The organism is Spirillospora sp. NPDC048819, assembly GCF_040650055.1.
GTDB lineage: Bacteria > Actinomycetota > Actinomycetes > Streptosporangiales > Streptosporangiaceae > Spirillospora.
On record NZ_JBEZGN010000006.1, the window covers coordinates 21619 to 47984 of the forward strand.

The window sequence follows — 26366 nt, forward strand, 5'->3', positions numbered from 1 at the left end:
ACGGCCGTTCGGCATGACGGGGCCGCCAAGGTGTCGACGGACGTCTGATCGGCCGTACCATCGGGGAGATGGTCGACGACGAACGCTGGAAGGCGCGATTCCGGGCCGCCCGGATGAGCCTGCCCCGATGGGCGCGAGACGCCCCGAGCCACAGCATCTACCGGTCGAACGTCACCGGGACTTGGGAAATCTACACGTGGGACCGTGACACCGGCGCGCAACGTCAGGTGACCGAACGCCCGAACGGCACGTGGATGGGCACCATCGACCCGTCCGGTGAATGGGTCTGGTGGTTCGCCGATACCGACGGCGACGAGTTCGGTGTGTGGAAACGCGTCCCGTTCGATGCGGAGGAGGGGGCCGAGAGCGTCCCCGCCGTCCCCGAACTGGAGCCGTCGTACCCGTCCGGGCTGTGCCTGGGCCGGACGGGTCTCGCCGTCATCGGGCGGACGACCGACGAGGGCAACACGATCTACCTGTGCCAGGCCGGCGCCTCACCCGAGGTGCTCTACCACCATGCGGAAGACGCGCACGTCGCCGCGCTCTCGCGGGGGGAGAGCCTCATCGCGATCGGGCACAGCGAGCACGGCGACAGCCGCCACATGGCCCTGCGCGTGGTGCGTCCCGACGGCGCCACGGTCCGCGACCTGTGGGACGGTCCCGGCAAGGGCGTCTACGGGGCCGGGTTCGCCCCGGTCGAGGGGGATTCGCGGCTCCTGGTCAACCATGAGCGGCGCGGCCGGGACGAGATGCTGATCTGGGACCCGGTCATCGGCACCGAACAGGAGATCGTCCTCGACCTGCCCGGCGAGATCGGCGCCGGCTGGTACCCGGACGGCACGGCCCTGCTGATCTCCCACTCGTACGAGGCGCGCGACGAGCTGTACCGCTACGACCTGTCCGACGAGACCCTCACGAAGATCGACACGCCGCGCGGGGTGCTCGGCGGCGCGGACGTCCGGCCGGACGGGACCGTCGAGTTCTCCTGGTCGTCCGCCGCCGAACCGCCGGTGATCAGGTCGACGTCCGGCGCGGTCGTCCTCACCCCGCCCGGGCCGGCCGCGCCGCCGTCCGTCCCGGTCGAGGACGTGTGGGTGGACGGCCCGGGCGGCCGCATCCACGCGCTGGTCAGCAAGCCGGATGGCGACCGCCCCCACCCGACGGTGTTCGACGTCCACGGCGGGCCGACCGCGCAGGACGACGACTCGTTCGTCGCGCCCGTCGCCGCCTGGGTCGACCACGGGTTCGCCGTCGTCCGCGTCAACTACCGGGGGTCGACGGGCTACGGGTCGGAGTGGCGCGACGCCATTGAGGGACGTGTCGGGCTTACCGAGCTGGAGGACATCAAGGCCGTCCGCGACTGGGCGGTGTCCAGCGTGCTCGCCGACCCGGCGCGGCTCGTCCTGACGGGCGGGTCGTGGGGCGGGTTCCTCACCCTGCTCGGCGTCGGCATGCAGCCGGACGACTGGAGCGTCGGCGTCGCGGCCGTCCCCGTCGCCGACTACATCGCCGCGTACGAGGACGAGATGGAGGGCCTGCAGGCGTTCGACCGGTCGCTGTTCGGCGGCTCCCCGGACGAGGTCCCGGACCGCTACCGCGAATCGTCCCCGATCACCTACGTCTCGCGGGTCAAGGCGCCGGTGATGATCCTCGCCGGGGAGAACGACCCGCGCTGCCCCATCCGGCAGATCGACAACTACCTCGGGCGGCTCGGCGAGCTGGGCCACCCGCACGAGGTGTACCGGTACGACGCCGGGCACGGCTCCCTCGTCGTCGAGGAGCGGATCACCCAGATGGCCGCCGAAATCGGCTTTGTACGGAAGCATCTAGGCATGTCGTGATCTATCCGGGGACGGGCGAGAGCCTCGTCCGTCCCCGGGTTTACAAGATCGAAGGCCGGGCATTCCTCCGTCCGGCCGCTAGTGAGCAGTGAGCCGGCCGACGGAGGCCAAGGACCCGGCTCGCCCCCCGGCGCTCGACCGTCGTCGATCGGGGGGATCACATGACACGGCTTCAGCACGTCCATGCGCTCGTCCGGCAGGCCGCCGTCCACCGAAAACCCGGGCCGCACGGCCCGGCGTTCCGCGTGACGGCCCTGGTGAGCGGCCTGGCCATCGCAACCACGATCCTCATCACCGCACCTGCACGGGCATCCGCCGCCGTTCCGGCGGCCAGACCCGAGCCGCTCCCTCGCCGGGCATCTCCCGCACCTGGGCCGAGCCTGCGCGCCGTACTGACGGCCGCGTTCGTCCCGAACCAGCGGCCCGCGTCCATCGGACGTTTCGCGGGCCCGGAACAGGACCTTCCAAGGCCGAAGCCCGATCACGAGCCGGCGACTCTTCTGCAGAACACCGCACCACGGGACGTCCCACCCCAGAACGCCGCATCGCCGGGCGTCCCGCCGCAAGACGCCACGCTCCCGGGCACGGCCTTCCCGGGCTCGGGGCCCGCAGGCGCCGCATCTCAGGGCGCCGCACCTCGGGATCCCGCCCCGCAGCAGGCGCCCGCTCAGGGCACCGCGCCCGAGAACGCCGCCGCCCCGGCGGGCATCGCGCGTCCGGACGCCGCGGCGCTGAACATCCCCGAGTCGAGGCGCCTGGAGCAGCAGTTCGTCGAGGACATCCTGCGCGGCAACGGCATCCGCTGGACTTCGACCGGCGGCTGCTCCGACCGGAACGTCACGACCTGCACATCGTTCGAGAACATCCGCTGGGGGACGATCAAAGGACTGATCGGCTTCGCGGAGTCGAGCGGCTGCGAGATCACCGTCACCGGCGGCACCGAGCGCGGCCACGCGAGCGGCCCGCGCAGCCACTGGAACGGCTACAAGGCCGACATCGCGCCTGGACGCTGCGTCGACCGGGCGATCAAGCGCCATCCGTTCGCCGGCGTCCGGGGCGACGGCGCCGAACTCTACCGCTCATCGGACGGCGTCCTGTTCGCCCGCGAGAAGGACCACTGGGACATCACCTTCCGGTGACCCCGGCTGCTGAACCCGACGGCACCGCCGTCAGGCGCGGACCTCGCGGATGATGCCGACCAGCTCCCGCGTCACCGACTTGAAGCCGGGCATGCGCGACATCGACACCATGCGGTTGACGAGCGGGACCGTCCGCTCCACGAGCAGGTACGTCTTGCGGCAGCCCGGCGAGCTGTCGTGCACCCAGTACAGGACGATGCCCATCGAGTAGATCCACAGCAGCTCGGGCAGCTCCGCCCGGAACTCCTTGTCGATCTTCAGGTCGGAGCCCTCCACGACCTCGCGGTAGATCGCGACCGCCGACTCGCGGGCCGGGCCCGACTCGGCGCTGAACGGGTTGAGCGGGCTCGTCGGCTCGGCGGCGAACTTGAAGAACTTCCCCGCGAACTCGTGGTAGGGGACCATCGTGTCGACGCGGGCCCTCAGCACGCCCAGCAGCCGCCGCGCGAACTCCGTCTCCGCGTCGAGGACGGCCCGGCAGGCCGCGAGGTGCTCGTCCTGCAACTCGTCGTAGTACGCCTGGATCAGCTCTTCCTTGGAGCCGAAGTAGTAGTAGGCGTTGCCGACCGAGACGCCCGCCTCCTTGGCGATCGCCCGCATCGTCGTCGCCTCGTATCCGCGTTCCCTGAACAGCCGGAGCGCCGTCTCGACGATCAGGGACCGCGTCTGCTCGGACTTCACGGCCTTCGTCTCGGTCACGCATGCCACCCTAAAGCCCGCCACGCCGTCGTGCTCATTCTGAGAAGGCCGCCGCGACCGCCCGAAGCGGCGGACGCCGCGGCCCGGCCCTCCGGCCGTCCTGCCCGGACGCCCGCTCCGCCATGCGGTTCCGGGCCTCGCGCTCCGGCGCGATCCCCGCGCTCCGGCCGGGTGACCACCGGCTTCGGCCGCCCCGGTGTCACGGAGTGGGTTCGGCGGCGATCAGCTCGGCGATCTGCGCGGTGTTCACCGCCGCGCCCTGGCGGAGGTTGTCGCCGGAGAGGAACAGGTCCAGCGCCTGCGGGTCGTCGAGCGAGCGGCGGACGCGTCCCGCCCACGTCGGGTCGGTGCCGACGACGTCGGACGGTGTCGGGAACTCGTGCGTCTCCGGGTTGTCGCACAGCACCACACCGGGCGACCGCGCGAGGATCTCCTGCGCCTCCCGCTGGTCGGTCCGTTCCTCGAACACCGCGTGGACGGCCATCGAATGCCCCGTGACAACCGGGACGCGGACGCAGGTCGCCGACACCTTCAGTGCGGGCAGCCCGAGGATCCTCCGGGTCTCGTCCCTGATGCCGACCTCGTCGGACGTCCAGCCGCCGTCCTCGTGCGTCCCCGCCCACGGCACGACGTTCATCGCGAGCGGCGCCGGGAACGGGCCCAGGTCACCGACCACGCCGCGGATGTCGCCGGCCCGGTTGCCCAGCGCGCGGTCACCGCCGACCTTGTCCATCTGCGCGTACAGCGTGTCGAGGCCGTGCCGGCCCGCCCCGGACGCCGCCTGGTAGGACGCGACGACCAGTTCGCGCAACCGGTACCGCCGGTGCAGCGCGCCGATCGCGACGATCATCGCCAGCGTCGTACATCCCGGGCCCGCGACGATGCCGCGCGGACGTTCCCGCACGCGCTCGGGATTCACCTCGGGGACGACGAGTGGAACGTCCGGGCTCGCCCGGAACGCGGGGGAGCCGTCGACCGCCACCGCGCCGCGCGCCGCCGCGACCGGCGCCCACTCCTCCGCCACCGCCGCCGGCACGGCGAACGTCGCTATGTCGACATTGTCGAAGACCTCGGGGGTGAGCGCGACCGCCTCGGCCCGCTCACCGCGCACCCGCAGCGTCCGCCCGGCGGAACGTTCCGAACCAACGAGCCGGATCTCGCCGTACACGTCCCGGCGGGTGGACAGCAGATCGAGCATCACCGCCCCGACCGCCCCCGTGGCGCCGACGACCGCGAGGGTCGGCGGCCCGGAAGTCGAGCCCATCGTCGCACTCACATCCACTGAACTACCGCCGTCCGCGACCGGTTCCCGGACGCATGCTGCCACCGCCCCGGGCGTCCGGCTGCGTCATGTGACGCGCCCGAACCCCCGATTCGCGCACGCCCGCGGCCCCCGCATCCTCACCAAGCCCGGAGCGGAACCATGCACGTCTTAGAGGGCGAACCCCCGGTAGAGGGCGCGGGAACGCAAAAGCCGCGCGGGTCAGGGCGCCCCCGGGCCCGCGCGGCCTTCACGGTGGTCAGCGGCCGGTGCCTCCGTAGACGACGGCCTCGACCTGCTCGGCGTCGAGGTCGAACGCGTGGTGCGCCGCGGCGACCGAGGTGTCGACGTCGTCCTGGGCGACGACGACGGAGATGCGGATCTCCGAGGTGGAGATCATCTCGATGTTGACCCCCGCCTCGGCGATCGCGCCGAACAGCTTGGCCGTCACACCGGGGTGCGAGCGCATCCCCGCGCCGATCAGCGAGACCTTGCCGATCCGGTCGTCGTAGCGGAGCGACTCGAACCCGATGCGGTCCTTCAGCTTGTTGAGCGCGGTCAGCGCCGTCTGCCCGTCGGTGGACGGCAGCGTGAACGAGATGTCGGTGCGGCCGGTGGACGCCGCCGACACGTTCTGCACGATCATGTCGATGTTGATCTCGGCGTCGGACAGCACCGTGAAGATCGCGGCGGCCTCACCGACCTTGTCCGGAACCCCCACCACGGTGATCTTGGCTTCGCTCCGGTCGTGGGCGACGCCGGAGATGATCGCCTGCTCCATGTCGTGTCCTTCGATCTCGCTGCTGTCGACGACCCAGGTGCCTTCCTTCTGACTGAACGAGGACCGCACATGGATCGGGATGTTGTAGCGACGCGCGTACTCCACGCAGCGCAGGTGCAGGATTTTCGCACCGTTCGCCGCCATCTCCAGCATCTCCTCGTAGGAGATCTTCGGAATCTTGTGGGCGGCGGGCACGATGCGCGGGTCGGCGGTGAAGACGCCGTCGACGTCGGAGTAGATCTCGCAGACGTCGGCGTCCAGCGAGGCCGCCAGCGCGACCGCGGTGGTGTCGGACCCGCCGCGGCCGAGCGTCGTGATGTCCTTGGTGCCCTGTGAGACGCCCTGGAAACCGGCCACGATGCAGATCGAGCCCTCGTCCAGCGCGGTCCGGATCCGCCCCGGCGTCACATCGATGATCTTCGCTTTGCCGTGCGAGCCGTCGGTGATCACACCCGCCTGTGAGCCGGTGAACGAGCGGGCCTCGTGGCCCAGGTTCGCGATGGCCATGGCCAGCAGGGCCATCGAGATCCGCTCGCCCGCGGTGAGCAGCATGTCCAGCTCACGGCCCGGCGGCAGGGGGCTGACCTGCTTGGCCATATCGATGAGATCATCCGTCGTGTCACCCATGGCGGACACGACGACGACCACGTCGTTGCCCGCCTTCTTCGTCGCGACGATGCGCTGGGCGACCCGCTTGACGCCATCGGCGTCGGCGACGGAGGAGCCACCGTACTTCTGCACGATTAGAGCCACGAGTGGGCGCTCCTCGGATCGGGGTCAGGCGTACCGAACGAAGAGTCTACCGAGCCGTCCGGAATGGATTACGGGCAGGTAACTCTCGCGGACGGCGCATGTCCGCATCGGCGGCTTCCTAAGTGGTGATCTTGATGGGAGCGTGCGCGGGTTCCGCGGTCTGAGCGGAGCGGGCGCGGAGGCCGAACGCGGTGATCACGGCTGCGACGAGGGCGGCCGCGAAGGGGACGGCCAGTGCGGTCCGGAGGGCGTCGAGGCCCGCGCCCGGTGAGCCGTCGCCGCCCAGCGCGGCGACCTGGACGGCGGTCACCGCGGAGATGCCGAGCGCCGTGCCGAACTGGATCGCCGTGTAGAACAGGCCGCCGGCCAGGCCGTGTTCGCTCTCGTCGACGCCTTCCGTGGCGGCCATCGTCAGCGGGCCGTAGGCCAGGGCGAACGCCATCCCCAGCAATCCCATGATCGGGAACATGGTCGTGTAGGCCCAGTCGAGGCCGACGGGCAGGAACAGCCCGTACGCGACGGCCGCGAGGACGAGGCCACCGAGCAGGACGCGGATGTTGCCGAAGCGATTCACCAGGCGCGGCGTCAGGGTGGGAGCGAGGACGGTGTCGATGCCGAGGACGAGCATGGCCAGGCCGGTCTGCCAGGTCGTCCAGCCACGGAGTTCCTGCAGGTACAACGTCATCAGGAACTGGAAGCCCGCGAAGGCGCCGATGAACAGCAGCGCGCTCAGGTCCGTCCGCACCAGTGCCGCCGAGCGGAGGATCCCGAGTCGGACGAGCGGTTGCGCGGCCCTGTGCTCGATCGCGACGAACGCGGCGAGGAGCGCCAGGCCGGCGGCGAAGACGCCCGCGGTCAGCGCCGCGCCGTCGCCGGGGCGTTCCAGCCGGACGACCCCGTAAGCGAGCAGGAGCATCGCGCCGGTGATGCTGAACGCGCCCACGAGATCGAAGCCGCCCGAGAAGCCGCGGGGCCCTGCGGCGTCAGGCTCCCTGACCAGCGGGACCGCCGCGGCCAGGATCAGTGCCGCCAGGATGACCGGCGCGAAGAACACCCAGCGCCAGCCGATCGAGGTGAGCAGCCCCCCGGCGACGAGACCGAGCGTGAATCCGCCCGCGGCCGTGCCCGCGTAGACGCCGAGCGCCCTGGTGCGCGCGGGTCCGGCCGGGAACATGGCGGTGACGAGCGCGAGCCCCGCCGGGGCCATGAACGCCGACGCGACACCGGTGACGAACCGTGCGGCCAGCAGCATCCAGCCGCTCGTGGCGAACCCGCCGAGCCCCGAGAACAGCAGGAAGACGACCAGCCAGAAGAGGAACACGCGGCGGTGGCCCAGCAGGTCGGCGGTGCGTCCGCCCAGCAGCATGAAGCCGCCGTAGCCGAGCACGTAGGCGCTGATGACGCCGCTGAGCATCCCGGTCGACAGCCCCAGGTCCGCCCGGATCGACGGCAGCGCGACGTTGAGCATCGCGACGTCGATGCCCTCCAGGAAGACCGCGCCGCACAGCACGAGCAACTGCGCCCAGGCACGTCTGTCCATGGGAGGTGAGGATGTGGACATGAGCCGGCTCCTGTCGGAGGAGGGTCCGGTTCCCCTGATGGATGCCGGTTCCCTCTTGTTACCGACAGCATCGTCAGTCACCATTGGGCATCATGGAAGACGGAACTTTCGCGTCCCCCGGTTACTGCGGGGTTACCGCCGCCGACGAGGACGTCCTGCAATGGCACACGCGCAACGACTGCGAGGTCCGGCAGATCCTGGAGCGCGTCGCGGACAAGTGGTCGCTGCTGATCATCGCGTTGCTGGACCAGCGCTCACTGCGGTTCACCGAGCTCCGCCGCAGGATCGACGGCATCAGCCAGCGGATGCTCGCCAGAACCCTGCGGCACCTGGAGCGTGACGGGCTGGTCAGCCGCACCGTGCACCCCACCGTCCCGCCGCGTGTGGACTACGCGCTGACGCCGATGGGTGCGACCCTGCACGAGACGATCCGCTCGCTGGTCACCTGGACGGAAGTGCACCAGAACGCGATCGCCTCCGCCCGTGCCGCATACGACGCCCGCGTCCGGGCCGAGAAGGAGGCGGCGGAGCAGGAGGCCGCCGAGCGCGACGCCCTGGCCCACGAAGTCCTCACCGTCCGCCGCTGACCCGCCCGCCGGAGGCTCGGACGCTCCGGCCGGCCTTGTCCGCTGCGGCGCGGGACCGGCGCAAGCCCGGCGATCATCGGTCTTCCCGGCGGACCACCAGGAAGTGGGGCAAAGCGTCTACCTAACGGCAGGGTTGGCGGGGTGCCGTGGTTCATCTCGTCCACCGGTGATCCGTTGCGTCCTCCCGATCGGGCGTGCGCGGGTGCGACCGAGCTGATGGGAGAGCTGATGGACGAGCTGCCCAGGGTCCGCAGGGGGCCGCTGGACTCGCTGTACGCGGCGCTGCGGCGGCGGGCGCCGCAGCTGGCCGCGACACGTCCGGACGGCGACGGCGACGGCGACGCACGCTTGCGCGTCGCGTACCGGGGGCAGGAGGCGCACGTCGTGTGGGACGCCGGCCTCGGGTCGTACGCGTGGGGCTCTGACGCGGGCGGGCAGATCGGCCCGGACGCCGAGAAGGCGGCGCAGCTCATCGCGTGGACGATGGGCGCGCCGGCCGGTCCCGCGATGCCCGGCTAGGCGGTGGCCGCCTCCGCCGGGCTAGGCGGTGGCCGCCTCGGGGGCGACGTCCAGACGGGCGTTGGCGACGAAGGCGTGCAGTGCCCGCAGGGCCGCGCCGGCGTGGTTCCCCCAGTGGTTGAAGTAGGAGTACTGCCACCACCAGAGGGCTTCCAGGGGACGGTCCTGGTTGTAGTGGCGCAGCCCGTGGACGAGGTCGCTCGCGACGTCGACCAGGTCGTCCGACAGGCGGTAGGACGTGGGCTCGGTGTCCTTGTACGGGTCGAACACCTCGACGTACTCGTCCAGGGCCACGAGCCGCTCCGACAGGCCCTGCCGGACGGCGTCGAGGTCGGGGTCGTCGCCGACCTCCGGCTCCCAGTTGTCGGGAAGGATCACGTCGGCGCTGGCGCCGAGCTGCGCGCCGGCCAGGATGACCTGCGACACCTCAAGGAGAAGCAGCGGGATGGTGTGCGTACCGCCGTCGCCGCGGGCGACGGCCTCCAGTCCGTTCAGGTAGTTGTCGACATGGCACGCCACGCGTTCGGCGAGGGCGTTCCAGTCCTGCGGGCTGTTGGTGTCAGACATCGAGCAGCCTCCGTCCTTCGAATGCGCGGCCCAGCGTCACCTCGTCGGCGTACTCGAGGTCGCCACCCACCGGCAGGCCGCTGGCCAGACGGGTGACGGTGAGGCCCATGGGCTTGACGAGCCGGGCGAGGTACGTCGCCGTCGCCTCGCCTTCCAGGTTGGGGTCGGTGGCGAGGATCAGCTCGGTCACCGCCCCGTCCGCGAGGCGCTGCATCAGCTCGCGGATCCGCAGATCGTCCGGGCCGACGCCCTCGATGGGGCTGATCGCGCCGCCGAGGACGTGGTAGCGGCCGCGGAACTCGCGGGTCTTCTCGATCGCGACGACGTCCTTGGACTCCTCCACGACGCAGATGACGTGCGGGTCTCGGCGCGCGTCACGGCAGATCCGGCACTCCTCCTCTTCCGCGACGTTCCCGCACGTCTTGCAGAAGCGGACCTTGTCCTTGACCTCCTTGAGCGCCTTGCCGAGACGTTCGACGTCGGCCGGGTCGGCGGCGAGGAGGTGGAAGGCGATCCGCTGCGCGCTCTTGGGGCCGACGCCGGGCAGCCTGCCCAGCTCGTCGATGAGGTTCTGAACCACCCCTTCGTACAACGGACCCCTCCTTTCTCTGTACCGGCCGGCTCAGGCGCCGGAGCCGGAGCCGGGGCCGCCGAGGCCCGGGAAACCGCCGGGCAGCCCGCCGCCTCCACCGAGGCCGGGGATGCCGCCTCCGCCGCCGAGGCCCTCGGCGAGCGGTCCCATCTTCTCCTGCTGCAGCTGCTGTGCCTCGCGGCCCGCGTCGCGGATCGCGGCCAGCACCAGGTCGGCGATGGTCTCCGCCGTGTCGGCCGGGTCGTCGGGGTCGACGGCCTTCGGGTCGATCGAAAGCCCCGTGACCTCGCCCTGCCCGTTGACCGTCGCGGTGACGAGCCCGCCGCCCGCGGTGCCCTTCACCTCCGCCTCCGCGAGTTCGCGCTGCGCGCTGAAGAGCTGCTCCTGCATGGCCTGCGCCTGCTGGAGCAGTTCCTGCATGTTCAACTGACCACCGGGTTCCACGGTGCACTCCCTCTTCCGGCCCCCCGAGAGGGCCTTCTCTCTGGCGCTCCGCCAGCCACCGGATGTCCGTCCCCCGAGACTACGGGTTCCCGGCGTCCCGCCGTAAGTACGGTCGCCGGTGCGCCCGCCCGGGAAGATCTTGGACGGGGGTGTTCCGCATCCCGCTACGGCGCGGACGAGTTGTCGATCTCGCGGATGATCTGGCCGCCCAGCTCACGCTGGATGAGCGCCATCCCGCTCATCTCGGCCTCCGCGCCGTCGGCGTCCGCGTCGCCCTCGGGGTCGACCTCGTCGCTCTCGTCCACCGGGGCGGGTTCGGGAGGCGGCGGAGGCTCGTCCGGCGGAGGCGGCGGTTCCGGGGCCGCTTCGGCCCTCGGGGCGGGCGGCCCGGCGGCCGGCGGGGCTGTCGGCCGCGGCTGTTGCCGTGAAGCCGGGTTCGGTGTGGCCGCCGTACCGAACCCGCCGTTAGGGCCCGGCCGGGTGGGTGGCGGCCCGGCGGACGCGCCGCCGACGACGGTCTCGATCCGCCAGTCGACACCCATCCGCTCCTTGAAGACCTCGCGGAGGACGGCGTCGCGGCCCCCGTTGACGAAGCCCAGGCGGCGCCCCTCGGCGTCGAACCCCAGGGTGAGGACCTTCCCGTCCAGCGAGACCGGCTGCACCCCGGACATGATGACCATCCAGGTGGCGCGGCTCTTCTGCTTGACGGCCTCGACGACGTCCGGCCAGAGCCGCTGCACCGCGGAGAAGTCCATCCCCCCGGCGGGACTGGCCGATTGGCCGGGCGGCATACCGCCGGGAGGAGGCGTGGCCGCGCTCTCGGTGGGGTCGGTGCTCGCGGCGCTGCGGCGGTTATCCACAGAACGCTGTTCTGGCGGCGCGGTGCCCGGGCGGGGGTCGACACTGGGAGTGGGGTCGCCCCCCTGGGCGGGCGGGGACTGCTCTCCCCGCGCCTGGGAATCGCCGCCTCCCCCCTGGGCAGGGCCGCCCTGGGCAGGGGCTCGCTGAGGTGCAGGGGCGGGCGCGGGCGTGAATGCCTGCGGCATGCCTTCCCCGCCGCCCTGGCCGCCGGTGAGGGCGCCTTGGGAGGCTTGGCGTTCCAGGCGGTCGAGGCGGGCGAACATCGACGCCTCGTCCTCGTATGCGGCGGGCAGCAGGATCCGCGCGCAGATCAGTTCCAGCAGCAGCCGCGGGGACGTGGCGCCGCGCATCTCGGTGAGGCCGGTGTGCAGCAGGTCCGCCGCGCGGGTCAGCTCACCCGGCCCGAGGGAGGACGCCTGGCGCCGCATCTGCTCCAGCTCGTCCGGCGCGACGTTCAGCAGCCCGGACCCGCCCGCCTCGGGGACGTTCGACAGGATCACCAGGTCGCGGACGCGTTCCAGCAGGTCGGCGGTGAAGCGGCGGGGATCCTGGCCGCTCTCGACGACCCGGTCGACGGCGGCGAACACGGCGGCGCCGTCGCGGGCCGCGAACGCGGCGATGACCTCGTCCAGGAGTGCGGAGTCGGTGTATCCGAGGAGGGAGACGGCCCGCGCGTAGGTGATGCCGTCCTCGTCCGAACCGGCGAGGAGCTGGTCGAGGATCGACAGGGTGTCGCGGGCCGAGCCGGCGCCCGCCCGCACCGCCAGCGGCAGCGCCGACGCCTCGTACGGGACGTCCTCCGACCGCAGGATCTCCTCGACGAGTTCGGTGAGGACGCCGGGCGGGATCAGCCGGAACGGGTAGTGATGCGTCCGGGACCGGATCGTCCCGATGACCTTCTCCGGCTCGGTCGTCGCGAACACGAACTTCAGGTGCGGCGGCGGTTCCTCGACGAGCTTCAGCAGCGCGTTGAAGCCCTCCCGGGTGACCATGTGCGCCTCGTCGATGATGTACACCTTGAAGCGCGCCGACACCGGGGCGAAGAAGGCCCGTTCCCGCAGGTCGCGGGCGTCGTCGACACCGCCGTGGGACGCGGCGTCGATCTCGATCACGTCGATGTGCCCGGTTCCCGTCGGGCCGAGGGCGACGCACGAGTCGCACTTTCCGCACGGGTCGGGGGTCGGCCCCTGTTCGCAGTTCAGCGAGCGGGCGAGGATGCGGGCGCTGGACGTCTTACCGCAGCCGCGCGGACCGCTGAACAGGTACGCGTGATTGATCCGGCCGTTGCGCAGTGCCTGTTGCAGGGGCTCGGCGACGTGCTCCTGCCCCTTGAGCTCGGCGAACGTCGCTGGCCGGTACTTGCGGTACAGAGCCAGACTCATCGGGGAGCCGCCCTCCCTCGAGAAGCAGAGCGTCAGACGCGGTGTCCCTGGACGCGTGTCCCTTTAAACCAAGGGACCCCCCGCACACCCGCCAGAGCCTGTTTATCCTTGCTGCCTTCCGGCCCTGGGGAGGTTCACAGGGTGACGCCATGCGAGGGGTCTGCCCAAGAGTCTATGGCATCCCCCGCCCAGGATTGCCACGCTTCCGCGTAGTCTCCGCCTCATGTCCGCCCCGAAGCACGGCACGCTCCTGCACATCGCCGAACGAACCCACTGGGACGCCGCCCGCGACACGGGAGTGTCGTACACGATGTCGACGCTCGGGCGGACGCTCGGCGACGAGGGATTCGTCCACTGCTCGTCCGACATGGCCCAGGTCGACGGGGTCCTCGGCCGCTTCTACACGGAGGTTCCCCGCTCGGACCTGGTCCTGCTGGTGATCGACGCGTCCCGGCTGGACGCCCCCGTCCGCTACGAACCCGCCGGCGACGAGGTCTTCCCGCACGTCTACGGACCGATCCCCGTCTCCGCCGTAATTGATGTCAGGTCACTGCCCGAGAACCGGTAGGCTTCCCCGTGGAGGATTCGCCTAGTGGCCTAGGGCGCACGCTTGGAAAGCGTGTTGGGTTCACGCCCTCGCGAGTTCGAATCTCGCATCCTCCGCCATACCGAGGCCGGTGCCCAGCAGGCACCGGCCTCTTCTCGTGCTCCGGCCGGTCAGCTTCTCGTGCTCCGGCGGCCGGTCAGCCTTCGCCGGTGACGGGGTCGATGATCGCGCTGACCTGGCGGACGTTGTCGCAGGGGAAGCCGCCGCGGGTGGCGTGCTCGCGGATGAGGTCCGCGTTCTCGGCGTTGTAGACGCAGAAGAGGCGGTCCTCGGCCACGTACGACTGGACCCACTGGATGTCGCCGGTCATGCCCTGCCGGACGGCGTTGGACTGGGCCGAGAGCTTCTGCAGGTCTTCGGGGCCGAGGTCGCCGGCCGACGGGACGGTCCGCTCGATGACGTACTTGGGCATGGAGCCCTCCTTCGGGTGAGGTCCGCGGTGCCTGTCATCGCGGACATCACCCAGCGTGCGGCCCGGTGAAGTGCGGCGTCATGGGGTGTTCACCCCATGGTTGAGGAGGCCGTTCTCCATGGCGAACAGGGTCGCCGCCGCACGGGTGGAGACGCCCGTCTTGGTGTAGATGTGCTCAATGTGGTTACCGGCGGTCTTCGGGCTTATGCCCAGGCTGCGGGCGATCTGCCGGTTCGAGGCGCCTCGGGCGAGGAGGGTCAGGACGTCCACCTCGCGGGGGGTGAGGCCCGCGGGCCCGGCGGGACGGCGGGACGGACGGTGGCCCGCGCAGGCGAGGACGGCGTCGACGGCGGACGCGTCGAGGCGGCCGGCGGACGCCTCGGCCAGCAGTTCCTTCGCCGCGGCGGCCGGTGTGAGCGCGTCGCGGTGTGGGCGCGGTTCGGTCATCGCGTGGTAGCAGTCGGCGGCGGCGAGGACCCGGGCGGGCATCGGGATCGCGGCCGCGGGCAGGCCGCGGTGGTGGCCTGAGCCGTCCAGGCGCTCGTGGGCGAGGGCCGCGACCGCGCCGATCGACGCGAGGACCGGCGGGCGGGCGAGCATCCGGTCGGTGTAGTGGGGGCAGAGGCGGACGCGTTCCCGCTCGGCCGTCGTCAGCGGCCCGGGCTTGTCCCAGATCGTGTTGGGGACGCCGGTGCGCCCCAGGTCGTGGACGAGGGCGGCACGCCTGACCAGGACGGCGTCGACGCCGAGACGTCCGGCAGCGGCGGCGGCCAGCGAGCTCACGCCGCGCGAGTGGCCGCGCAGGTACGGGGACTTGAGGTCGGCGTAGTCGGCGAAGACCTCCAAGGCCGTGTCGAGTTCGCCGTCGGACAGTTCGGGACGCAGGGCCGGTTCGGCGGCGACCAAGTCGTCCCAGCCGGATCCCTCGGGCAGTCCCGCGAACAGGTCGGGCGCGCACGCGGTGAACTCGGCGACGACGCCCGGATCGAAGTGGCCGCCGCGGCGCTCGGCGGCGACCCTGAGCGCGGCGTCCAGGCCGCCGTGCCGGTGATGGACCTCGGTCACGTCGGCGACATGCCACAGCCGGACGGCGATGGCGATGCCGTCGCCGGACAGCCCGGCGGGCAGGCCCTTGCCGTCCCAGCGCGCGAAGATCTGCTCCAGCGGGCCGCACACGCGGGGGCCGAGCCCGAGACGGCGGGCGATGGCGGCGGTCACCTGGCAGTGTGAGCGGAGGGTCTCCTTGAGCGAGTGCGCCCCGGTGACCGTGACGACGGCCTTGGCGCCGGCGCGGCGGGCCGGTGACGCGCCCGTCCCAGCGCGGCGCACCAGGTAGCCGAGGAACGGCAGGGGTTTGGTGTCGACGTCGAAGACCCCGGCCCGGTAGTCGATGTCGTCACCGAACCATTTCGCGGCGTCGTGACTGTCGGCTATGCACCCGACCCAGCCGAGGAGGGCCGTGTAGTACAGCGCGGCACGGTCCTCTTCGTCCAACCCCATGCGGGACCCCAGCCGGCATGCGAGCAGGCAGGAACGCGCGACGTGCTCCATCGGCTGCCCAAGCCCCAGATCCACGGCCAGGGACAGCGCGCCCACCAGTTCGGCGAGCCGCACCCCGGACGGGCGCGCACCGGTCATGCGAGAACCGTACGCCCGCCCCCTGACCGCCCGGTGAATGTCGTCGGCGGGCGTTATCGTGCGGGCGCATGACTCTCGATCTCATCGCGCTCGCCAAAGAGCGGCGCGCCCCGCTGGACTGGGAAAGCAAACGCGTCGGACGGCACGACCTCCTCGTCGAAGGCGGCGTGGGAACCTTCGTTTACCGTTTCCGCGACGACCGCGTTCTGGTGATCGCGTGCAACCGGGGTTACCGCGAGGACGTCGTCGAAGCGCTGCTGGACGCCGTGGTCGATCTGGTGGACGGCGAACTCGGCGACACCGTTCACGTCCGGCCGATCGACGTGCCGGGGTTCGCGCTTGATCGGGCCGTCCTGCTCGGTCCGGGGCAGTCCCCCTTCTGGGAGAAGCGCGACCCGGAGTTGAGGGAGTGCGGGCTGCAGGTCGTCCCCGCGTACCGCGGCGAGGTCGCCGACGGGGAGCCCGCCGAGCGGTTCCGGCGGGCCGTCACGGGCAAGGGCCTGCCCTTCCGCGCGGGCCACTGGGACCGGGACCCGGTGCCGCGCGCGCTGGTCACCCGCAGCAGCGGCCCGCAGCGCGGGGTGGTCGTCCCGAAGGGGCGGGACATGATCATGTCCGCCGAGACCGTGCTGGACAACTACGGCCCGAGGCTTCCCGACGGCATCGAGATCCTCCTGCGCGACGTCCGGGACCGCGAGCTGCGGCTGCGCCGCGACTGGGACCGCTTCGAGGGCACGCTCGCGGACGGCACGAGCGAGCTGGAGGTGTCCGTCCCCGTCGACCGCCTGTGGGAGTCGCTCGGGCCCCTGTTCCACGGCGAGGACACCGGCGCCGCGGCCCTGGTCGCCGAACCGGACGTCTCCGCGCCGATGCTGATGATGCGGGCACATGACCGGGACCGGAGCGACACGGTCCCGTCGCCCGTCCTGCTGGACGGCGCGCTGCGGTGGGTGCGGCACCTGAAGCCGGTCGACGGGTACTTCCTGACGTTCATCGGTCGCTCTGAGGGCACCGTCCAGATGATGTGGCAGGGCGGCCCGGAGATGAAGCCGCCCGAGACGTTCCCCGAGAACTACCGGGAGCGGGCCGCCGAGCTGCGCCGAGACGGGCCCCGGCTGTGGCTGGAGACGCCCTACCCCGAGAAGCGGGAGCTGCACGGCCGGTTCGTCACGATGGAGGAGGCGGAGCGGATGGTCACGATCCTCGCCGTGGAGGACCGCGTCGCCGTCGACGAACTGGGCGACCTGGAGATCGACACCTGGTAGGCCGACCGCCGGCGGGGCGGGCGCGGGGCCTCCCGCCCACGGGCGGGCGCCCACCGGTATTTACTGACGAAGCCGTTGAGCTGGGAGGTAACTGGTTTACCAGTGGTGGCAAGTAGAGTGACGCATGTTGTTGCGTTGCCTTCTCCCGGTCACCCCGACGCCGTAGACTCGAAGTGTGATCTTCAAGGCGGTGGGTGAGGGAAGGCCCTATCCCGAGCACGGACTCTCGTCCCGGGACTGGGCCAAGATCCCGCCTCGCCAGGTACGTCTCGACCAGCTCGTCAGCACCAAACGCGAGATGGACCTGCAGTCGCTCCTGTCGAAGGACTCCACGTTCTACGGCGATCTGTTCCCGCACGTGGTCCAGTGGAAGGGCGAGATGTACCTGGAGGACGGCCTGCACAGGGCGCTGCGGGCCGCGCTCCACCAGCGGCAGGTCCTGCACGCGCGCGTGCTGGACCTGGACGCCGTCGACATGACCTGATCAACGGCCGGTCCCGGCGCGACTCCGGCCTTCACCGGCCCCCGGCCACCCGGGCGGGGATCAGACGCGTCCCAGGTCGCGGTTGGCCGCCTGCGGGCGGGCCGCGCGGAGACCGGCGGCCTCCAGCGCCTTCCGGTAGGCCGTCGCGGCGCCCTCCGGGTCGCGGACGAGTTCGAGCAGCTCACCCAGTTCCCTGAGCAGATGCGCCGCCGGACGTCCCACGGGCAGCGTCGACAGCTGTTCCGACGCGGCGCGCAGCACGACCTGGGCGGCCATCCGGTCCCCTTGGGCGACGCGTGCGCGCGCGAGGACGAGCCTGGCCAGGACGGTCTTCTGCGTGCGTGCCGCACGGTCGTTGTCAGGCTGCGGGGTCACGGGAGGGGAGTACGTCGGGGCGGCCAGGGCCATGCCCGTGTCGAGGAACTGCTCCAGGGTGGCGATGGCGTCGTCCAGATCGCCGACGAGGACGAGCGCACGAGCCTTCTCGATCGTCCTCTCCGTGGCCTCGGCACCGTCGAGATTGGTCGTCTCCTGGAGAAGCTCAAGCGCCTCCTGCGCGGCCTCACGGGAACCCTCGGCGCGTGGACGTTCGAAACCGTATTCTCCGGCGGGCACGGCACCGGACGGCCCGGCGGCCGAGAACGGCATGACGCCCCTGAGCAACGCCTTGGCGGCGGCCAGGGACAGTCGTTCGCGAGCCTGCACCGGGCTGGTGTCGCTGCGTACGGCCAGGGCCCGATCGGCGAAGTACAGCGAGTCGCCGATCGTCCCTTCCTCAAGAGCACGGGTGCTGGCCCGCTGGTAGTGGACGCTCGTCGGCTCGTCCCCGGAACTCTCCGGGTACAGGAGCCGCCGTCCGAGGTCGTGCGCCCGCGCAGGATCGGAGCGATCCACGTAGGCGAGCAGCAGAATCCGCCCGACCTCGGTGTACTCCTCGCCCACGCCGAGCCCGAGGTGGTGCAGCCGCGCGACGGCGCGTTCCCCGAGCGCGATGGCCTGCCCGAGGTCGCCGACCGTGTGGTAGCAGCGGGCCAGCGCGATCACCGGCGGCAGCCAGCTGGCCCGGCCAGGGTCCCGCTCGGCCTGCTCGCGCAGCTCCTCGAAGAGCGCGATCGCGTTGTCGGTGCGGCCCAGCTCCTCCAGGGCGCGGGCACGGCCCCAGCGCGCGCGGGACGTCAGGTCGGGATCGTCACTGCGGGCGATCACCTCGTCGAAGCCGGCCTCGGCCGTGACCGGGTCGCCGCGCAGCAGCGCCAGATGCGCGTGGCGCTCCCGTACCTCAAGGTGGGCGCGCTGCTCCGGCTCGACGCCCTCCGCGAGATATTCGGGGGTGCAGCCGAGGCGCTCGGCCAGCATGCGCAGGACGGTGGGCGTCGGAGTGCGCTTGCCCGACTCGATCAGAGAGATGTAGCTGTCGGAAAGGTCGTGACCGGCGAGCTGTGCCTGCGACAAGCGTCTGGTCAGCCGCAGGTTGCGGACACGTTCGCCGACGTTGCCTGGACCCGGCATGTGGACTCACTTAGCGGAAGTAAACAGGCGGCTGGGGTGCCGACATGATTGCACATTGCGGGTAATCGCACATCGAGAGTAATGAAGCGGCAAGAGAAGAGATCGGCTGGTCGGGCCCCGCCCGGCCCCGCGCCCACGCTGCTGCAACGCCGTGGCGCGCCGGTTGCGGCCGGTGGATCCCCCGGCGATCGCGACGCCTGTCACCCTCGGACGGTATCCGACCATCCACGCAAGATCATAAAAACCACCGATATTGATCAGCCCGGCGCGCTTACCGGCTAACACCCGGCCGGTCAGCCCTGGTCGTCGGGTCCCGGGGCGGTGGGGACGTCGTCCGGCTCGGCCGCCTCCTTCGGGCGGCGCGGCGGCGGAGGCGGGGGGAGCGTCTTCTCCTCGGGCGCCGGGTTCTTGTTCGGGAAGATCATTTCGCAGACTTCGAGGTAGAGCTGCTCGGGGTAGGGCAGGTAGTCCACGTTGGTGAGCGCCTGGTCCTGGCCGGCGGACTCCAGGATGAACTCGCCGTAGCCGAGCATGCGGCCCGCGATCGTCCGCTTGAAGCTCATGTCGGTGACCTTGGCCAGCGGCATCATCGCGACCTTGCGGGTGATCAGCCCCGTGGTCAGCAGCATGCGCTGGTTCGTGATGACGAAGTAGTCGACGGACCATTCCGCCACCCGCCACACGAACCAGCCCAGCAGGATCAGCCAGCCCCACCAGATCCAGGTCATGGCGGCGGTGACGGTGTTGCTCAGCACGCCGGCGACGATCAGGCCGCCGAGGACGAGACCGACGGGGACCATCAGCACGGCCGGATGCCGGCGCACCGTGATCACCTGGTTCTCGTGCGGAAGCAGGTACTTGTTCACCGATGCCGGCGCGGAGTCGCCGGGGGTCACGAGCCTCATGGCGGCCTCAGGCGAGCGCGTTGACGAAGGTGGCCAGGGAACCGGCGGCGGACGCGATGCCGCTCGCGGCGTTGTGCACCGACTGCGCCGCGCCGTCCGGCTGCTTGATCACGTAGAACGCCACGAAGGCCACCGCGGCCCACGTCATGTACTTTTTTGCGGGCACGGCTGCCTCCCGGGCGTTGACCCACGGACCCCGGTTCAGTTTCGCACAGCCCGCACGACCGGCAAAGCAAGGCCTATGGCGCGTTGTCCGCGTCCCGTGACGCGCTGCACTCGGTCTATGGCGCGTTGTCGAGCGATGAGCGGCGCGTCCTGCGGCGCTTTTCGGCCGCGACCGTCGCGAGCACCTCCAGGTGCCGTCGCGCGATCCGTTCCACGAGGTCGGGAGGCGCCGATCCCGTGACCTCCTCGGCGCCGTGCCTCGCGGCCGAGACGCACCGGTCCACCGTGTCGGCTGCGTGCACCCCGTCGAACTCCTCGGTGAGCCTCTCGCCGATCGCCGTGTAGCGCGGCATGTCGCCATCCCCTAGGTGAGCCATCACACGTCCCTCGATCGAGCTCGCTCACACCGCCCGGTCCGAAACGGTCCCCTGTGCCGGGGCGGCGGAGAGGAACGCACCGGCGTTCCGTAGCGCCTTCGTACCCTCAGCCCGGGGGAACGAACATCCCAGGTCAGGTCGGCATTCGATCGTGATGGCGCGGATGGACGGGGTGGGCCCGCGGGTCAGACGACGCCGTAGAGCCGGTCTCCGGCGTCCCCGAGGCCGGGCATGATGAAGCCCTGCTCGTTGAGGTGGGAGTCGATCGCGGCCGTCACGACCCGGATGGGGGCCGAGATGTCGGAGAACGACTGCTCCAGGTGCTTCAGCCCCTCCGGGGCGGCGAGCAGGCAGATCGCGGTGACGTCGTCGGCGCCGCGGTCGAACAGCAGCCGGACGGCGGCGGCGAGGGTCCCGCCGGTCGCGAGCATCGGGTCGAGGACGTAGCACTGCCGGCCGGACAGGTCGTCCGGGAGCCGCGTCGCGTACGTCTGCGCCTGGAGGGTGCCCTCGTCCCGGATCATCCCGAGGAAGCCGACCTCGGCGGTGGGCAGCAGCCGCGTCATGCCGTCCAGCATCCCGAGGCCGGCGCGCAGGATCGGCACGACGAGCGGCTTCGGGCTGGCCAGCTGGACGCCCTGCGCCGGGACGAGGGGGGTCTGCACGGTGGCGTCCGCGACCCGGACATCGCGGGTGGCCTCGTAGGCGAGGAGGGTGACCAGCTCGTCGGCGAGGCGTCGGAACGTGGGGGAATCGGTGCGGACGTCCCGCAGCGTGGTGAGCTTGTGCGCGACGAGCGGGTGATCGACGGCGAGGGTCTGCATGCGCTCACCGTAGCCCACCGCCCGCGAACGGCCGGACCGTGCCGAACCTGGATAGGACACCGCTGAGCTGGGCAGTATGGCGTTATGAACAGCGAAAGCGATCACCAGCCGGCAGGTCCGGCGCGGGCCCGGGAGTCCGTGCCCGACCCACCTGAGCCGCCGGCTCCCCCGGGTGCGGCCGGTGGGCGGCCGGACTCGCCCGGGGACGGCGCCGCGGCGCCGTCTCCCGAGGCAGCGGCTCCCCCCGCGGAACCCGTCACGCCGCCTCCCGGTCCCCCCGCCTCCGGCGATCCCGCCTCCGCTGCTTCCGCTCCCGCCTCCGAGGACGCGCCGGTGCCCGCCGAACCCCCGGTGACCGATGTCACAGCCGGGAATGAGGCCGGGCAGGACGCCGGGCCGCGCCCGGGCCCCCAGGGCGACATCTCCCCCGAGCAGGTGCGCGAGCATCTGCGCCGCCGGGCGATCTTCCTGCGCGAGCTGGCCGAGGCCCGTGAGCTGCGCCGCCGGGTGACACCGCACAGGTCGCGGCGCGCCCGGATCCACGCGCAACTGCGCCGCCGCACCTTCCGTATCAATTGACGCGGATCCAAGAGGTTCCTCCGCTGGGCACCGGTTTGCGGCACTGACTCCCGGTCTCACGCGCGAGTGCGGCGCCCAGTTTGGCGTTGGAGCGCGCGCGGGCCCGCCGCATCTGGGACCATGCCCTGGCAGGAGACGCGCCGGTGGGGTGGAAATGACGGATGTGGACGCGACGGATTTCGCCGTCGTGGTGTACCGGGAAGACGAGGGCTGGGAGGCCGAGATCCTCCCGGTCGCGTTGACCGAGGACCTCGCGGGGCTGATCCATGCCCTGCGCCAGCAGCCGAGCCTCGGCGGCACGGTCGGGCTGGTCTCGGTCGGCGACGACTTCTTCGTGGCGATCCGCCTGCTCGGCGACGACGTCATGGTGTTCCTGTCGGACGTCACGGCCTCGGTCGACTGGCCGCTGGCCGGCCAGGTCCTCGACTACCTGGACATCCCGATCCCCGACGACGAGGAACTCGACCAGGTCCTCCCCGTCGGCGACATGTCGATCTTCGCCGATCTCGGCCTGGACGAGATGGAGCTCGGCGCCATCTCCGGCGACCTGGAGCTCTACCCGGACGAGATGCTGCTCAGCATCGCCGGCCGCATCGGCTTCGCCCCCGCCTTCGAACGCGCCTTGGACGCCATCGTCTGACGGCACCCGGGCGAGATCATCCGAGCAGAACGGACATGTCACCGGCGATTCGGGACGATTCCGCAGCCGCTGGGGCTGTGACCCGGGCAACCCCGTGGGTCACAATTAACACGTGTCCTACTTCGCCGCCGTGTTCGCGCAGACCCCGGAGGGCTGGGTCGGCACCGAGGCCGTGCTCGCCGAGGCCGACCACGTCGACGACGTCGCCGATCTGATGCGGGAGGCGGCCGTCGAGACCTACGGCGACCCGGTGGTCCTGCTGATCGAGCAGGACGACGACTGGTTTGCGGTCGTCCGGCTGGACGGGGAGGACGAGCCGCGCGCCTACGTGTCCACCGTCCGCGAGGACGGGCTCGGCGCGCTGTTCCAGCAGCTCGTCGGCGAGGTCCCGGACGGCGACCCCGGCGGCGACCCGGCCCTCCTCGAAGACCTCGGCGTCGACGCCAAGCAGCTCGGCGACCTCGGCGAGCGCGCCCTGCCCGGCGACGCGCTGCTCACCGTCGCCGAGCACGCCGGTTTCGGCGAAGAGTTCGACCGCCTCCGTGACTGACCGGCCGGCCCGCCCCCGCCCTCCCGACCGGGCCCCCGGGCCGGACGCGCGGGGATCCGCTTCGGAGGCCGATGCCGTGGTCGCGGGGTTCGAGGGGGCGATGCGGCGGGCGCTCGAGGAGGCCCGCAAGGCGTTCGAGGGCGGGGAGATTCCGGTCGGGGCCGTCGTGCTGGACGGGTCTGGCGACGTCATCGGTGCGGGGCACAACGATCGCGAGCGGTCCGCCGACCCGACCGGGCATGCGGAGATCGTCGCGATGCGGGAGGCGGCGGCCGCCCTCGGGGAGTGGCGGCTGTCGGGCTGCACGCTGGTCGTGACCCTCGAACCATGCACGATGTGCGCCGGCGCGTCCGTCCAGGCCCGTCTCGACCGGGTCGTGTACGGCGCCGTCGACCTGAAGGCGGGCGCGGTCGGGTCGCTGTGGGACGTCGTCCGGGACCGGCGCCTCAACCACCGGCCGGAGGTCGTCGCAGAGGTGCTCGCGGACGAGTGCGCGGCACTGCTGACCGAGTTCTTCACGCACCGCAGAGTCAGGTAGGCTCTCCTGCGGTGGTGTCGCCTAGTGGACGAGGGCGCACGCCTCGAAAGCGTGTGAAGTGCAAGCTTCCGTGGGTTCGAATCCCACCACCACCGCCGATGCAGAGGCCGCCGATCCGTTTCCGGGTCAGCGGCTTCTCCTTTTGGAGGCGTCCATCGGCCGGTCCACGCCGCAACACGATCGCGGCCGGGAGTTCACGGGCGGAGCCGTCACCGGGTCCGGGCGAGCAGGGCTTTCTGGTAAAGGTCGACCGCCTCGCCGACTTTGTTCACCGAATCCAGCAGTGTTCCGGGTTCACGCTTGGTCACAAGGCGCTCGATCGCACGGACGGGGACGCAGAGGCCCGCGAAACCGGCCGGGGTGTTGGCGCGGACCACCGGAACATTTACAAGGTGGGCCGGCCCGCCCCCGGAATGCCGGTAGAACCAGTGGGACGGCCACGCCCTCATGACGGTCTCGCCTATGTAGCGTGCGGCGCCGTCGACGAACTCGTCATCCGCGGACACGGAGCCGGGGCCGGGGAAGCGCTCCAGAAGCCGCGTTTCCAGGGCCGACAGGGAATTCAGGGTGAAGTCGAGGTCGTCCGCGCGCCACCGTTGCAGGGCGGATTCCGTTCCCGCGAGCCATTCGTCCAGGCGGAGGCGGGACGGCTCGTCCATCCGGGCGCGGCTCTCTTCGACGTACCAGGCGGCCGTGCCGGGGGCGGCGGAGAGGGACGGTTCGGGCTGCCCCGTGTAGGCCCAGTCCATCTCCAGCGGCAGGTCGAACTCCTCGCGCACGACCCGCGCCTGTTCCGGTGTGAGCAGGATGTACCAGCCGTCCGAGGCGGGGTTGTCCTCGTCCTCGACGTGGTAGATGGCGCGGCCGTCGGAGGGGGCGAGGTCGTCGAGGTTCTCCGCGATCGTCAACAGATCGACGTAGAAGGGCGACCGGTGTTCCAGGCGCCACCATAGGGGACGGCCATTGCGCCGGAAATGCAGGAAGGGCTCGCCTTCGACGTCCACCATCTCGACGTCGTCGATCGTCACGGCACCGCGCGAGCAGCCCGCGGCCTCTTGCAGGAGGTCGTGGTAGGCGCTCTCCAGGCTGTCCACCTTGGCTTCGACGTAAAAGGCGATGGGGAGTTCGTCGAACAGGCTGATCAGGTCGTCGGCGTGGAATTCCTCGTCCACCCAGGAATCCGCCTCCGCCAATGAGGCGGCGGCCTCGGAGGGGGTGACGGCCCCGAGTCGTTCGAGTGTCCGCACCAGTTCTCGAAAGGTCCTTGGCATGCCGTCCAGCATGGCAGGCGGACCCGTCAATTCGCGCCGGCCGTCACCAGGGCGACGCCGGCGACGGCGACGCCCATGCCGACGCGCTGAATGACGCGCAGCCGCTCGCTATACGCGATGCGGGCCAGCAGGACGGTGATCGCCGGGTACAGGGACGTGAGGACGGCGGCGAGGCTGAGCATGCCGCCGTGGGCGGCGAGGAAGTAGAGGACGTTCGCGCCCGCGTCGAGGGTGCCGGACAGCAGCGCCAGCCCGATCAGCGTCCGCCCGGACACGCGGGGGCCGAGGCCGCCGCCGCGCAACACCATGAACAGCAGCGCCGCGGCGACGATGACGAGGTTGCCGACGCGTGCGCCGACGATCGGCCAGAGCCCCGTGCCGTCCCCGGCGGCCTTCAGCAGGATGAAGAAGATCCCGAAGCAGGTCCCCGACACCCCGGCCATCGCGGGACCCGAGTCCAGCACCCGCCGCCATCCGGCCGGGCCCGGCCCGGCGGCCTCCCGGGCGTCGCCGGCCTCCATGCTGACCAGCCCGATCGCGACGAGGCACAGCAGGACGCCGGCGAGGACGGACGCGTCCAGCCGCTCGCCCAGCGCGATGCCGACGGCGACGGGCAGGACCGCCGAGGCCAGCGCGGACACGGGCGCCACCACGTTCATCGGCCCGCGCGCGAGCGCCCGGTAGAACGTGATCAGGCCCGCGCCGCCGCTGAGCCCGGCCGCGAAACCCCAGGCCATCGGGCCGGGGGAGGCGGTGCCGCCGGCGAGCAGCGCCGACACGAGCACGACCGCGAGACCGATCGGAACGCACCAGGTCAACGCCTTCAACGCCGTCGCCTTGCGGGCAACGGCGCCGCCGAGGAAGTCCGCCACCCCGTAGGCGAGGGCCGCGCTCAGCGCCAGGGCAGTGACCATCACCGCCCGCCGATCAGCCGGCTCGCGATCCGGACGTCCGGCGCGATCGTCCGGAGACGTCCCGCGAGCCGGTCGCCCGCCTCGGCCAGCCGGTCCAGCGGGTACGGCTCAAGGCGTTCGAGCAGGAAGACGCCGTTCTTCGTGTCCTCCGTCAGCCGCGTCCTGACGCACTGCCGCCAGTTCCAGCGCCGGCAGGTCACGCCCGCGTCGTCGCGCCAGACGACCTCGCCGGCGTTCGGGTGCTCCGTCGCGGGCTCGCCGCCCGCGACCACGTCGAACGGCTCGTCCCCCGTGGCCCTGACCAGCCGCGCCGCACCCTGGTACGCGTCGAGGTCCTCGCCGCCGATGGGCAGCGCGTACTCGACGCTGACGGCGTTGTAGGCGTCCACGACCTTGTTGATGGACGGGAGGGTGTCGGCGCGGCGGAGCAGGGCGTCCACCGAGGGCCGGGTCCGCTGCGGCTTCGCCCCGAACGCCCGGTAGGCGTCACGCCATGCCTCCACGTGCGGGTCGCCGGGGTCCGCCTTCCCGGCCGCCTCGGCCAGCCAGCCCTCCGACTGCTGATCGCCGGGCCCGTTGGCGAGCCCTTCGGCGGTCATCACGAGCACGGCGAAGTCGGGACGCAGTTCCCGCACGGCCTCGTCCACAACGACCTGCTCCAACATCTCCGAACCCTCCAGGACGGTCACTTTAATGACATG

28 protein-coding genes, 2 tRNA genes, 1 other RNA gene and 1 pseudogene are annotated in these 26366 nt (G+C 71.4%); 13 read left to right on the plus strand and 19 right to left on the minus strand.

The window, feature by feature from the left end; genetic code table 11:
* The first annotated feature begins 68 nt into the window (after positions 1 to 68).
* Both AB0C35_RS10815 and AB0C35_RS10820 read left to right on the plus strand, forming a co-directional pair.
* A complete protein-coding gene (locus AB0C35_RS10815) occupies positions 69 to 1841 on the plus strand; it encodes a prolyl oligopeptidase family serine peptidase (RefSeq protein WP_358452981.1) in 1773 nt (590 codons plus the stop codon).
* A 161-nt stretch (positions 1842 to 2002) separates the two neighbouring features.
* On the plus strand, positions 2003 to 2980 hold the full coding sequence (locus AB0C35_RS10820) for a hypothetical protein (RefSeq protein ID WP_358452984.1): 978 nt from the start codon (positions 2003 to 2005) through the stop codon (positions 2978 to 2980).
* A 30-nt stretch (positions 2981 to 3010) separates the two neighbouring features.
* Here AB0C35_RS10820 and AB0C35_RS10825 read toward each other — a convergent pair whose 3' ends face one another.
* From AB0C35_RS10825 to AB0C35_RS10840, 4 genes are all read right to left on the minus strand, one after another.
* Positions 3011 to 3679 carry a TetR family transcriptional regulator gene (locus tag AB0C35_RS10825; protein WP_358452987.1) on the minus strand — a complete coding sequence of 223 codons (669 nt, stop codon included), beginning with the start codon at positions 3677 to 3679 and terminating at the stop codon, positions 3011 to 3013.
* A 199-nt stretch (positions 3680 to 3878) separates the two neighbouring features.
* Positions 3879 to 4943 (minus strand): aspartate-semialdehyde dehydrogenase, encoded by a 1065-nt coding sequence (locus AB0C35_RS10830; protein ID WP_358452990.1) that lies wholly within the window; start codon positions 4941 to 4943, stop codon positions 3879 to 3881.
* A 256-nt stretch (positions 4944 to 5199) separates the two neighbouring features.
* Entirely contained in the window at positions 5200 to 6474 is a 1275-nt protein-coding gene (locus AB0C35_RS10835) for an aspartate kinase (protein WP_358452992.1), read from the minus strand.
* Positions 6475 to 6592: 118 nt separating this feature from the next.
* Positions 6593 to 8014 carry an MFS transporter gene (locus tag AB0C35_RS10840; protein ID WP_358452995.1) on the minus strand — a complete coding sequence of 474 codons (1422 nt, stop codon included), beginning with the start codon at positions 8012 to 8014 and terminating at the stop codon, positions 6593 to 6595.
* Positions 8015 to 8127: 113 nt separating this feature from the next.
* Here AB0C35_RS10840 and AB0C35_RS10845 point away from each other — a divergent pair, with 113 nt between their 5' ends.
* Together AB0C35_RS10845 and AB0C35_RS10850 are read left to right on the plus strand one after the other, a co-directional pair.
* Positions 8128 to 8622: a helix-turn-helix domain-containing protein gene (locus AB0C35_RS10845; protein WP_358452998.1), complete on the plus strand. Its 495-nt coding sequence runs from the start codon at positions 8128 to 8130 to the stop codon at positions 8620 to 8622.
* A gap of 228 nt (positions 8623 to 8850) precedes the next feature.
* Positions 8851 to 9141, plus strand: coding sequence for a hypothetical protein (locus AB0C35_RS10850; RefSeq protein WP_358453001.1), 291 nt, complete (start codon positions 8851 to 8853; stop codon positions 9139 to 9141).
* Positions 9142 to 9162: 21 nt separating this feature from the next.
* On the opposite strand, the gene AB0C35_RS10855 is transcribed toward AB0C35_RS10850, so the two are convergent.
* The 5 genes from AB0C35_RS10855 to ffs all read right to left on the minus strand — a co-directional run bounded on the left by AB0C35_RS10855 (position 9163) and on the right by ffs (position 13151).
* On the minus strand, positions 9163 to 9708 hold the full coding sequence (locus AB0C35_RS10855; RefSeq protein WP_358453004.1) for a DUF5063 domain-containing protein: 546 nt from the start codon (positions 9706 to 9708) through the stop codon (positions 9163 to 9165).
* A complete protein-coding gene (gene recR, locus AB0C35_RS10860; RefSeq protein ID WP_148350300.1) occupies positions 9701 to 10300 on the minus strand; it encodes a recombination mediator RecR in 600 nt (199 codons plus the stop codon). Before recR ends, AB0C35_RS10855 begins: the two co-directional genes overlap by 8 nt.
* Before the next feature lie 30 nt (positions 10301 to 10330).
* Positions 10331 to 10744: a YbaB/EbfC family nucleoid-associated protein gene (locus AB0C35_RS10865; RefSeq protein ID WP_358453007.1), complete on the minus strand. Its 414-nt coding sequence runs from the start codon at positions 10742 to 10744 to the stop codon at positions 10331 to 10333.
* Positions 10745 to 10908: 164 nt separating this feature from the next.
* Positions 10909 to 12987: a DNA polymerase III subunit gamma and tau gene (locus tag AB0C35_RS10870; protein WP_358453010.1), complete on the minus strand. Its 2079-nt coding sequence runs from the start codon at positions 12985 to 12987 to the stop codon at positions 10909 to 10911.
* A gap of 68 nt (positions 12988 to 13055) precedes the next feature.
* Positions 13056 to 13151, minus strand: an RNA gene (ffs, locus tag AB0C35_RS10875) — signal recognition particle sRNA small type.
* Positions 13152 to 13210: 59 nt separating this feature from the next.
* Between ffs and AB0C35_RS10880 the strand changes: the two genes are divergently transcribed.
* Complete coding sequence (locus AB0C35_RS10880) at positions 13211 to 13555, plus strand: DUF952 domain-containing protein (protein ID WP_358453012.1); 345 nt, start codon at positions 13211 to 13213, stop codon at positions 13553 to 13555.
* A 10-nt stretch (positions 13556 to 13565) separates the two neighbouring features.
* Positions 13566 to 13653 (plus strand) — tRNA-Ser (locus tag AB0C35_RS10885).
* A gap of 77 nt (positions 13654 to 13730) precedes the next feature.
* Here AB0C35_RS10885 and AB0C35_RS10890 read toward each other — a convergent pair.
* Both AB0C35_RS10890 and AB0C35_RS10895 read right to left on the minus strand, forming a co-directional pair.
* Positions 13731 to 14006, minus strand: a complete 276-nt coding sequence (locus tag AB0C35_RS10890) for a DUF4242 domain-containing protein (RefSeq protein ID WP_358453015.1) — start codon at positions 14004 to 14006, stop codon at positions 13731 to 13733.
* 78 nt (positions 14007 to 14084) lie between these two features.
* Positions 14085 to 15644: an HD domain-containing phosphohydrolase gene (locus AB0C35_RS10895; RefSeq protein ID WP_358453018.1), complete on the minus strand. Its 1560-nt coding sequence runs from the start codon at positions 15642 to 15644 to the stop codon at positions 14085 to 14087.
* 68 nt (positions 15645 to 15712) lie between these two features.
* Here AB0C35_RS10895 and AB0C35_RS10900 point away from each other — a divergent pair, with 68 nt between their 5' ends.
* Both AB0C35_RS10900 and AB0C35_RS10905 read left to right on the plus strand, forming a co-directional pair.
* Positions 15713 to 16909 carry a hypothetical protein gene (locus AB0C35_RS10900; protein ID WP_358453021.1) on the plus strand — a complete coding sequence of 399 codons (1197 nt, stop codon included), beginning with the start codon at positions 15713 to 15715 and terminating at the stop codon, positions 16907 to 16909.
* 175 nt (positions 16910 to 17084) lie between these two features.
* Complete coding sequence (locus AB0C35_RS10905) at positions 17085 to 17393, plus strand: type II toxin-antitoxin system VapB family antitoxin (protein ID WP_358453023.1); 309 nt, start codon at positions 17085 to 17087, stop codon at positions 17391 to 17393.
* 60 nt (positions 17394 to 17453) lie between these two features.
* Here AB0C35_RS10905 and AB0C35_RS10910 read toward each other — a convergent pair whose 3' ends face one another.
* The 5 genes and pseudogenes from AB0C35_RS10910 to upp all read right to left on the minus strand — a co-directional run bounded on the left by AB0C35_RS10910 (position 17454) and on the right by upp (position 21173).
* Positions 17454 to 18902, minus strand: coding sequence for a helix-turn-helix transcriptional regulator (locus tag AB0C35_RS10910; RefSeq protein ID WP_358453026.1), 1449 nt, complete (start codon positions 18900 to 18902; stop codon positions 17454 to 17456).
* Positions 18903 to 19309: 407 nt separating this feature from the next.
* Positions 19310 to 19807: pseudogene (locus tag AB0C35_RS10915) on the minus strand (PH domain-containing protein); the annotation flags it as partial.
* Between the two features lie 7 nt (positions 19808 to 19814).
* Positions 19815 to 19973, minus strand: coding sequence for a hypothetical protein (locus AB0C35_RS10920; protein ID WP_358453029.1), 159 nt, complete (start codon positions 19971 to 19973; stop codon positions 19815 to 19817).
* Positions 19974 to 20088: 115 nt separating this feature from the next.
* On the minus strand, positions 20089 to 20325 hold the full coding sequence (locus AB0C35_RS10925) for a hypothetical protein (protein ID WP_358453031.1): 237 nt from the start codon (positions 20323 to 20325) through the stop codon (positions 20089 to 20091).
* A 209-nt stretch (positions 20326 to 20534) separates the two neighbouring features.
* Entirely contained in the window at positions 20535 to 21173 is a 639-nt protein-coding gene (gene upp / locus AB0C35_RS10930) for a uracil phosphoribosyltransferase (RefSeq protein WP_358453034.1), read from the minus strand.
* A gap of 333 nt (positions 21174 to 21506) precedes the next feature.
* Between upp and AB0C35_RS10935 the strand changes: the two genes are divergently transcribed.
* The 5 genes from AB0C35_RS10935 (at position 21507) to AB0C35_RS10955 (ending at position 23575) form a co-directional block, all read left to right on the plus strand.
* Entirely contained in the window at positions 21507 to 21752 is a 246-nt protein-coding gene (locus tag AB0C35_RS10935) for a hypothetical protein (RefSeq protein ID WP_358453036.1), read from the plus strand.
* A 154-nt stretch (positions 21753 to 21906) separates the two neighbouring features.
* On the plus strand, positions 21907 to 22392 hold the full coding sequence (locus tag AB0C35_RS10940; protein ID WP_358453039.1) for a tRNA adenosine deaminase-associated protein: 486 nt from the start codon (positions 21907 to 21909) through the stop codon (positions 22390 to 22392).
* Positions 22393 to 22504: 112 nt separating this feature from the next.
* A complete protein-coding gene (locus AB0C35_RS10945) occupies positions 22505 to 22942 on the plus strand; it encodes a tRNA adenosine deaminase-associated protein (protein WP_358453042.1) in 438 nt (145 codons plus the stop codon).
* A gap of 100 nt (positions 22943 to 23042) precedes the next feature.
* On the plus strand, positions 23043 to 23480 hold the full coding sequence (tadA, locus tag AB0C35_RS10950; RefSeq protein ID WP_358453705.1) for a tRNA adenosine(34) deaminase TadA: 438 nt from the start codon (positions 23043 to 23045) through the stop codon (positions 23478 to 23480).
* A gap of 10 nt (positions 23481 to 23490) precedes the next feature.
* Positions 23491 to 23575: transfer RNA gene (locus tag AB0C35_RS10955), tRNA-Ser, on the plus strand.
* 114 nt (positions 23576 to 23689) lie between these two features.
* On the opposite strand, the gene AB0C35_RS10960 is transcribed toward AB0C35_RS10955, so the two are convergent.
* From AB0C35_RS10960 to AB0C35_RS10970, 3 genes are read right to left on the minus strand one after another with little or no spacing between them, the layout of a single operon-like run.
* Positions 23690 to 24751 carry a hypothetical protein gene (locus AB0C35_RS10960; RefSeq protein ID WP_358453045.1) on the minus strand — a complete coding sequence of 354 codons (1062 nt, stop codon included), beginning with the start codon at positions 24749 to 24751 and terminating at the stop codon, positions 23690 to 23692.
* Positions 24752 to 24777: 26 nt separating this feature from the next.
* Positions 24778 to 25665 carry an EamA family transporter gene (locus AB0C35_RS10965; protein WP_358453048.1) on the minus strand — a complete coding sequence of 296 codons (888 nt, stop codon included), beginning with the start codon at positions 25663 to 25665 and terminating at the stop codon, positions 24778 to 24780.
* Entirely contained in the window at positions 25665 to 26330 is a 666-nt protein-coding gene (locus AB0C35_RS10970; RefSeq protein ID WP_358453051.1) for a phenylalanine--tRNA ligase beta subunit-related protein, read from the minus strand. Before AB0C35_RS10970 ends, AB0C35_RS10965 begins: the two co-directional genes overlap by 1 nt.
* Between the last annotated feature and the right edge of the window lie 36 nt (positions 26331 to 26366).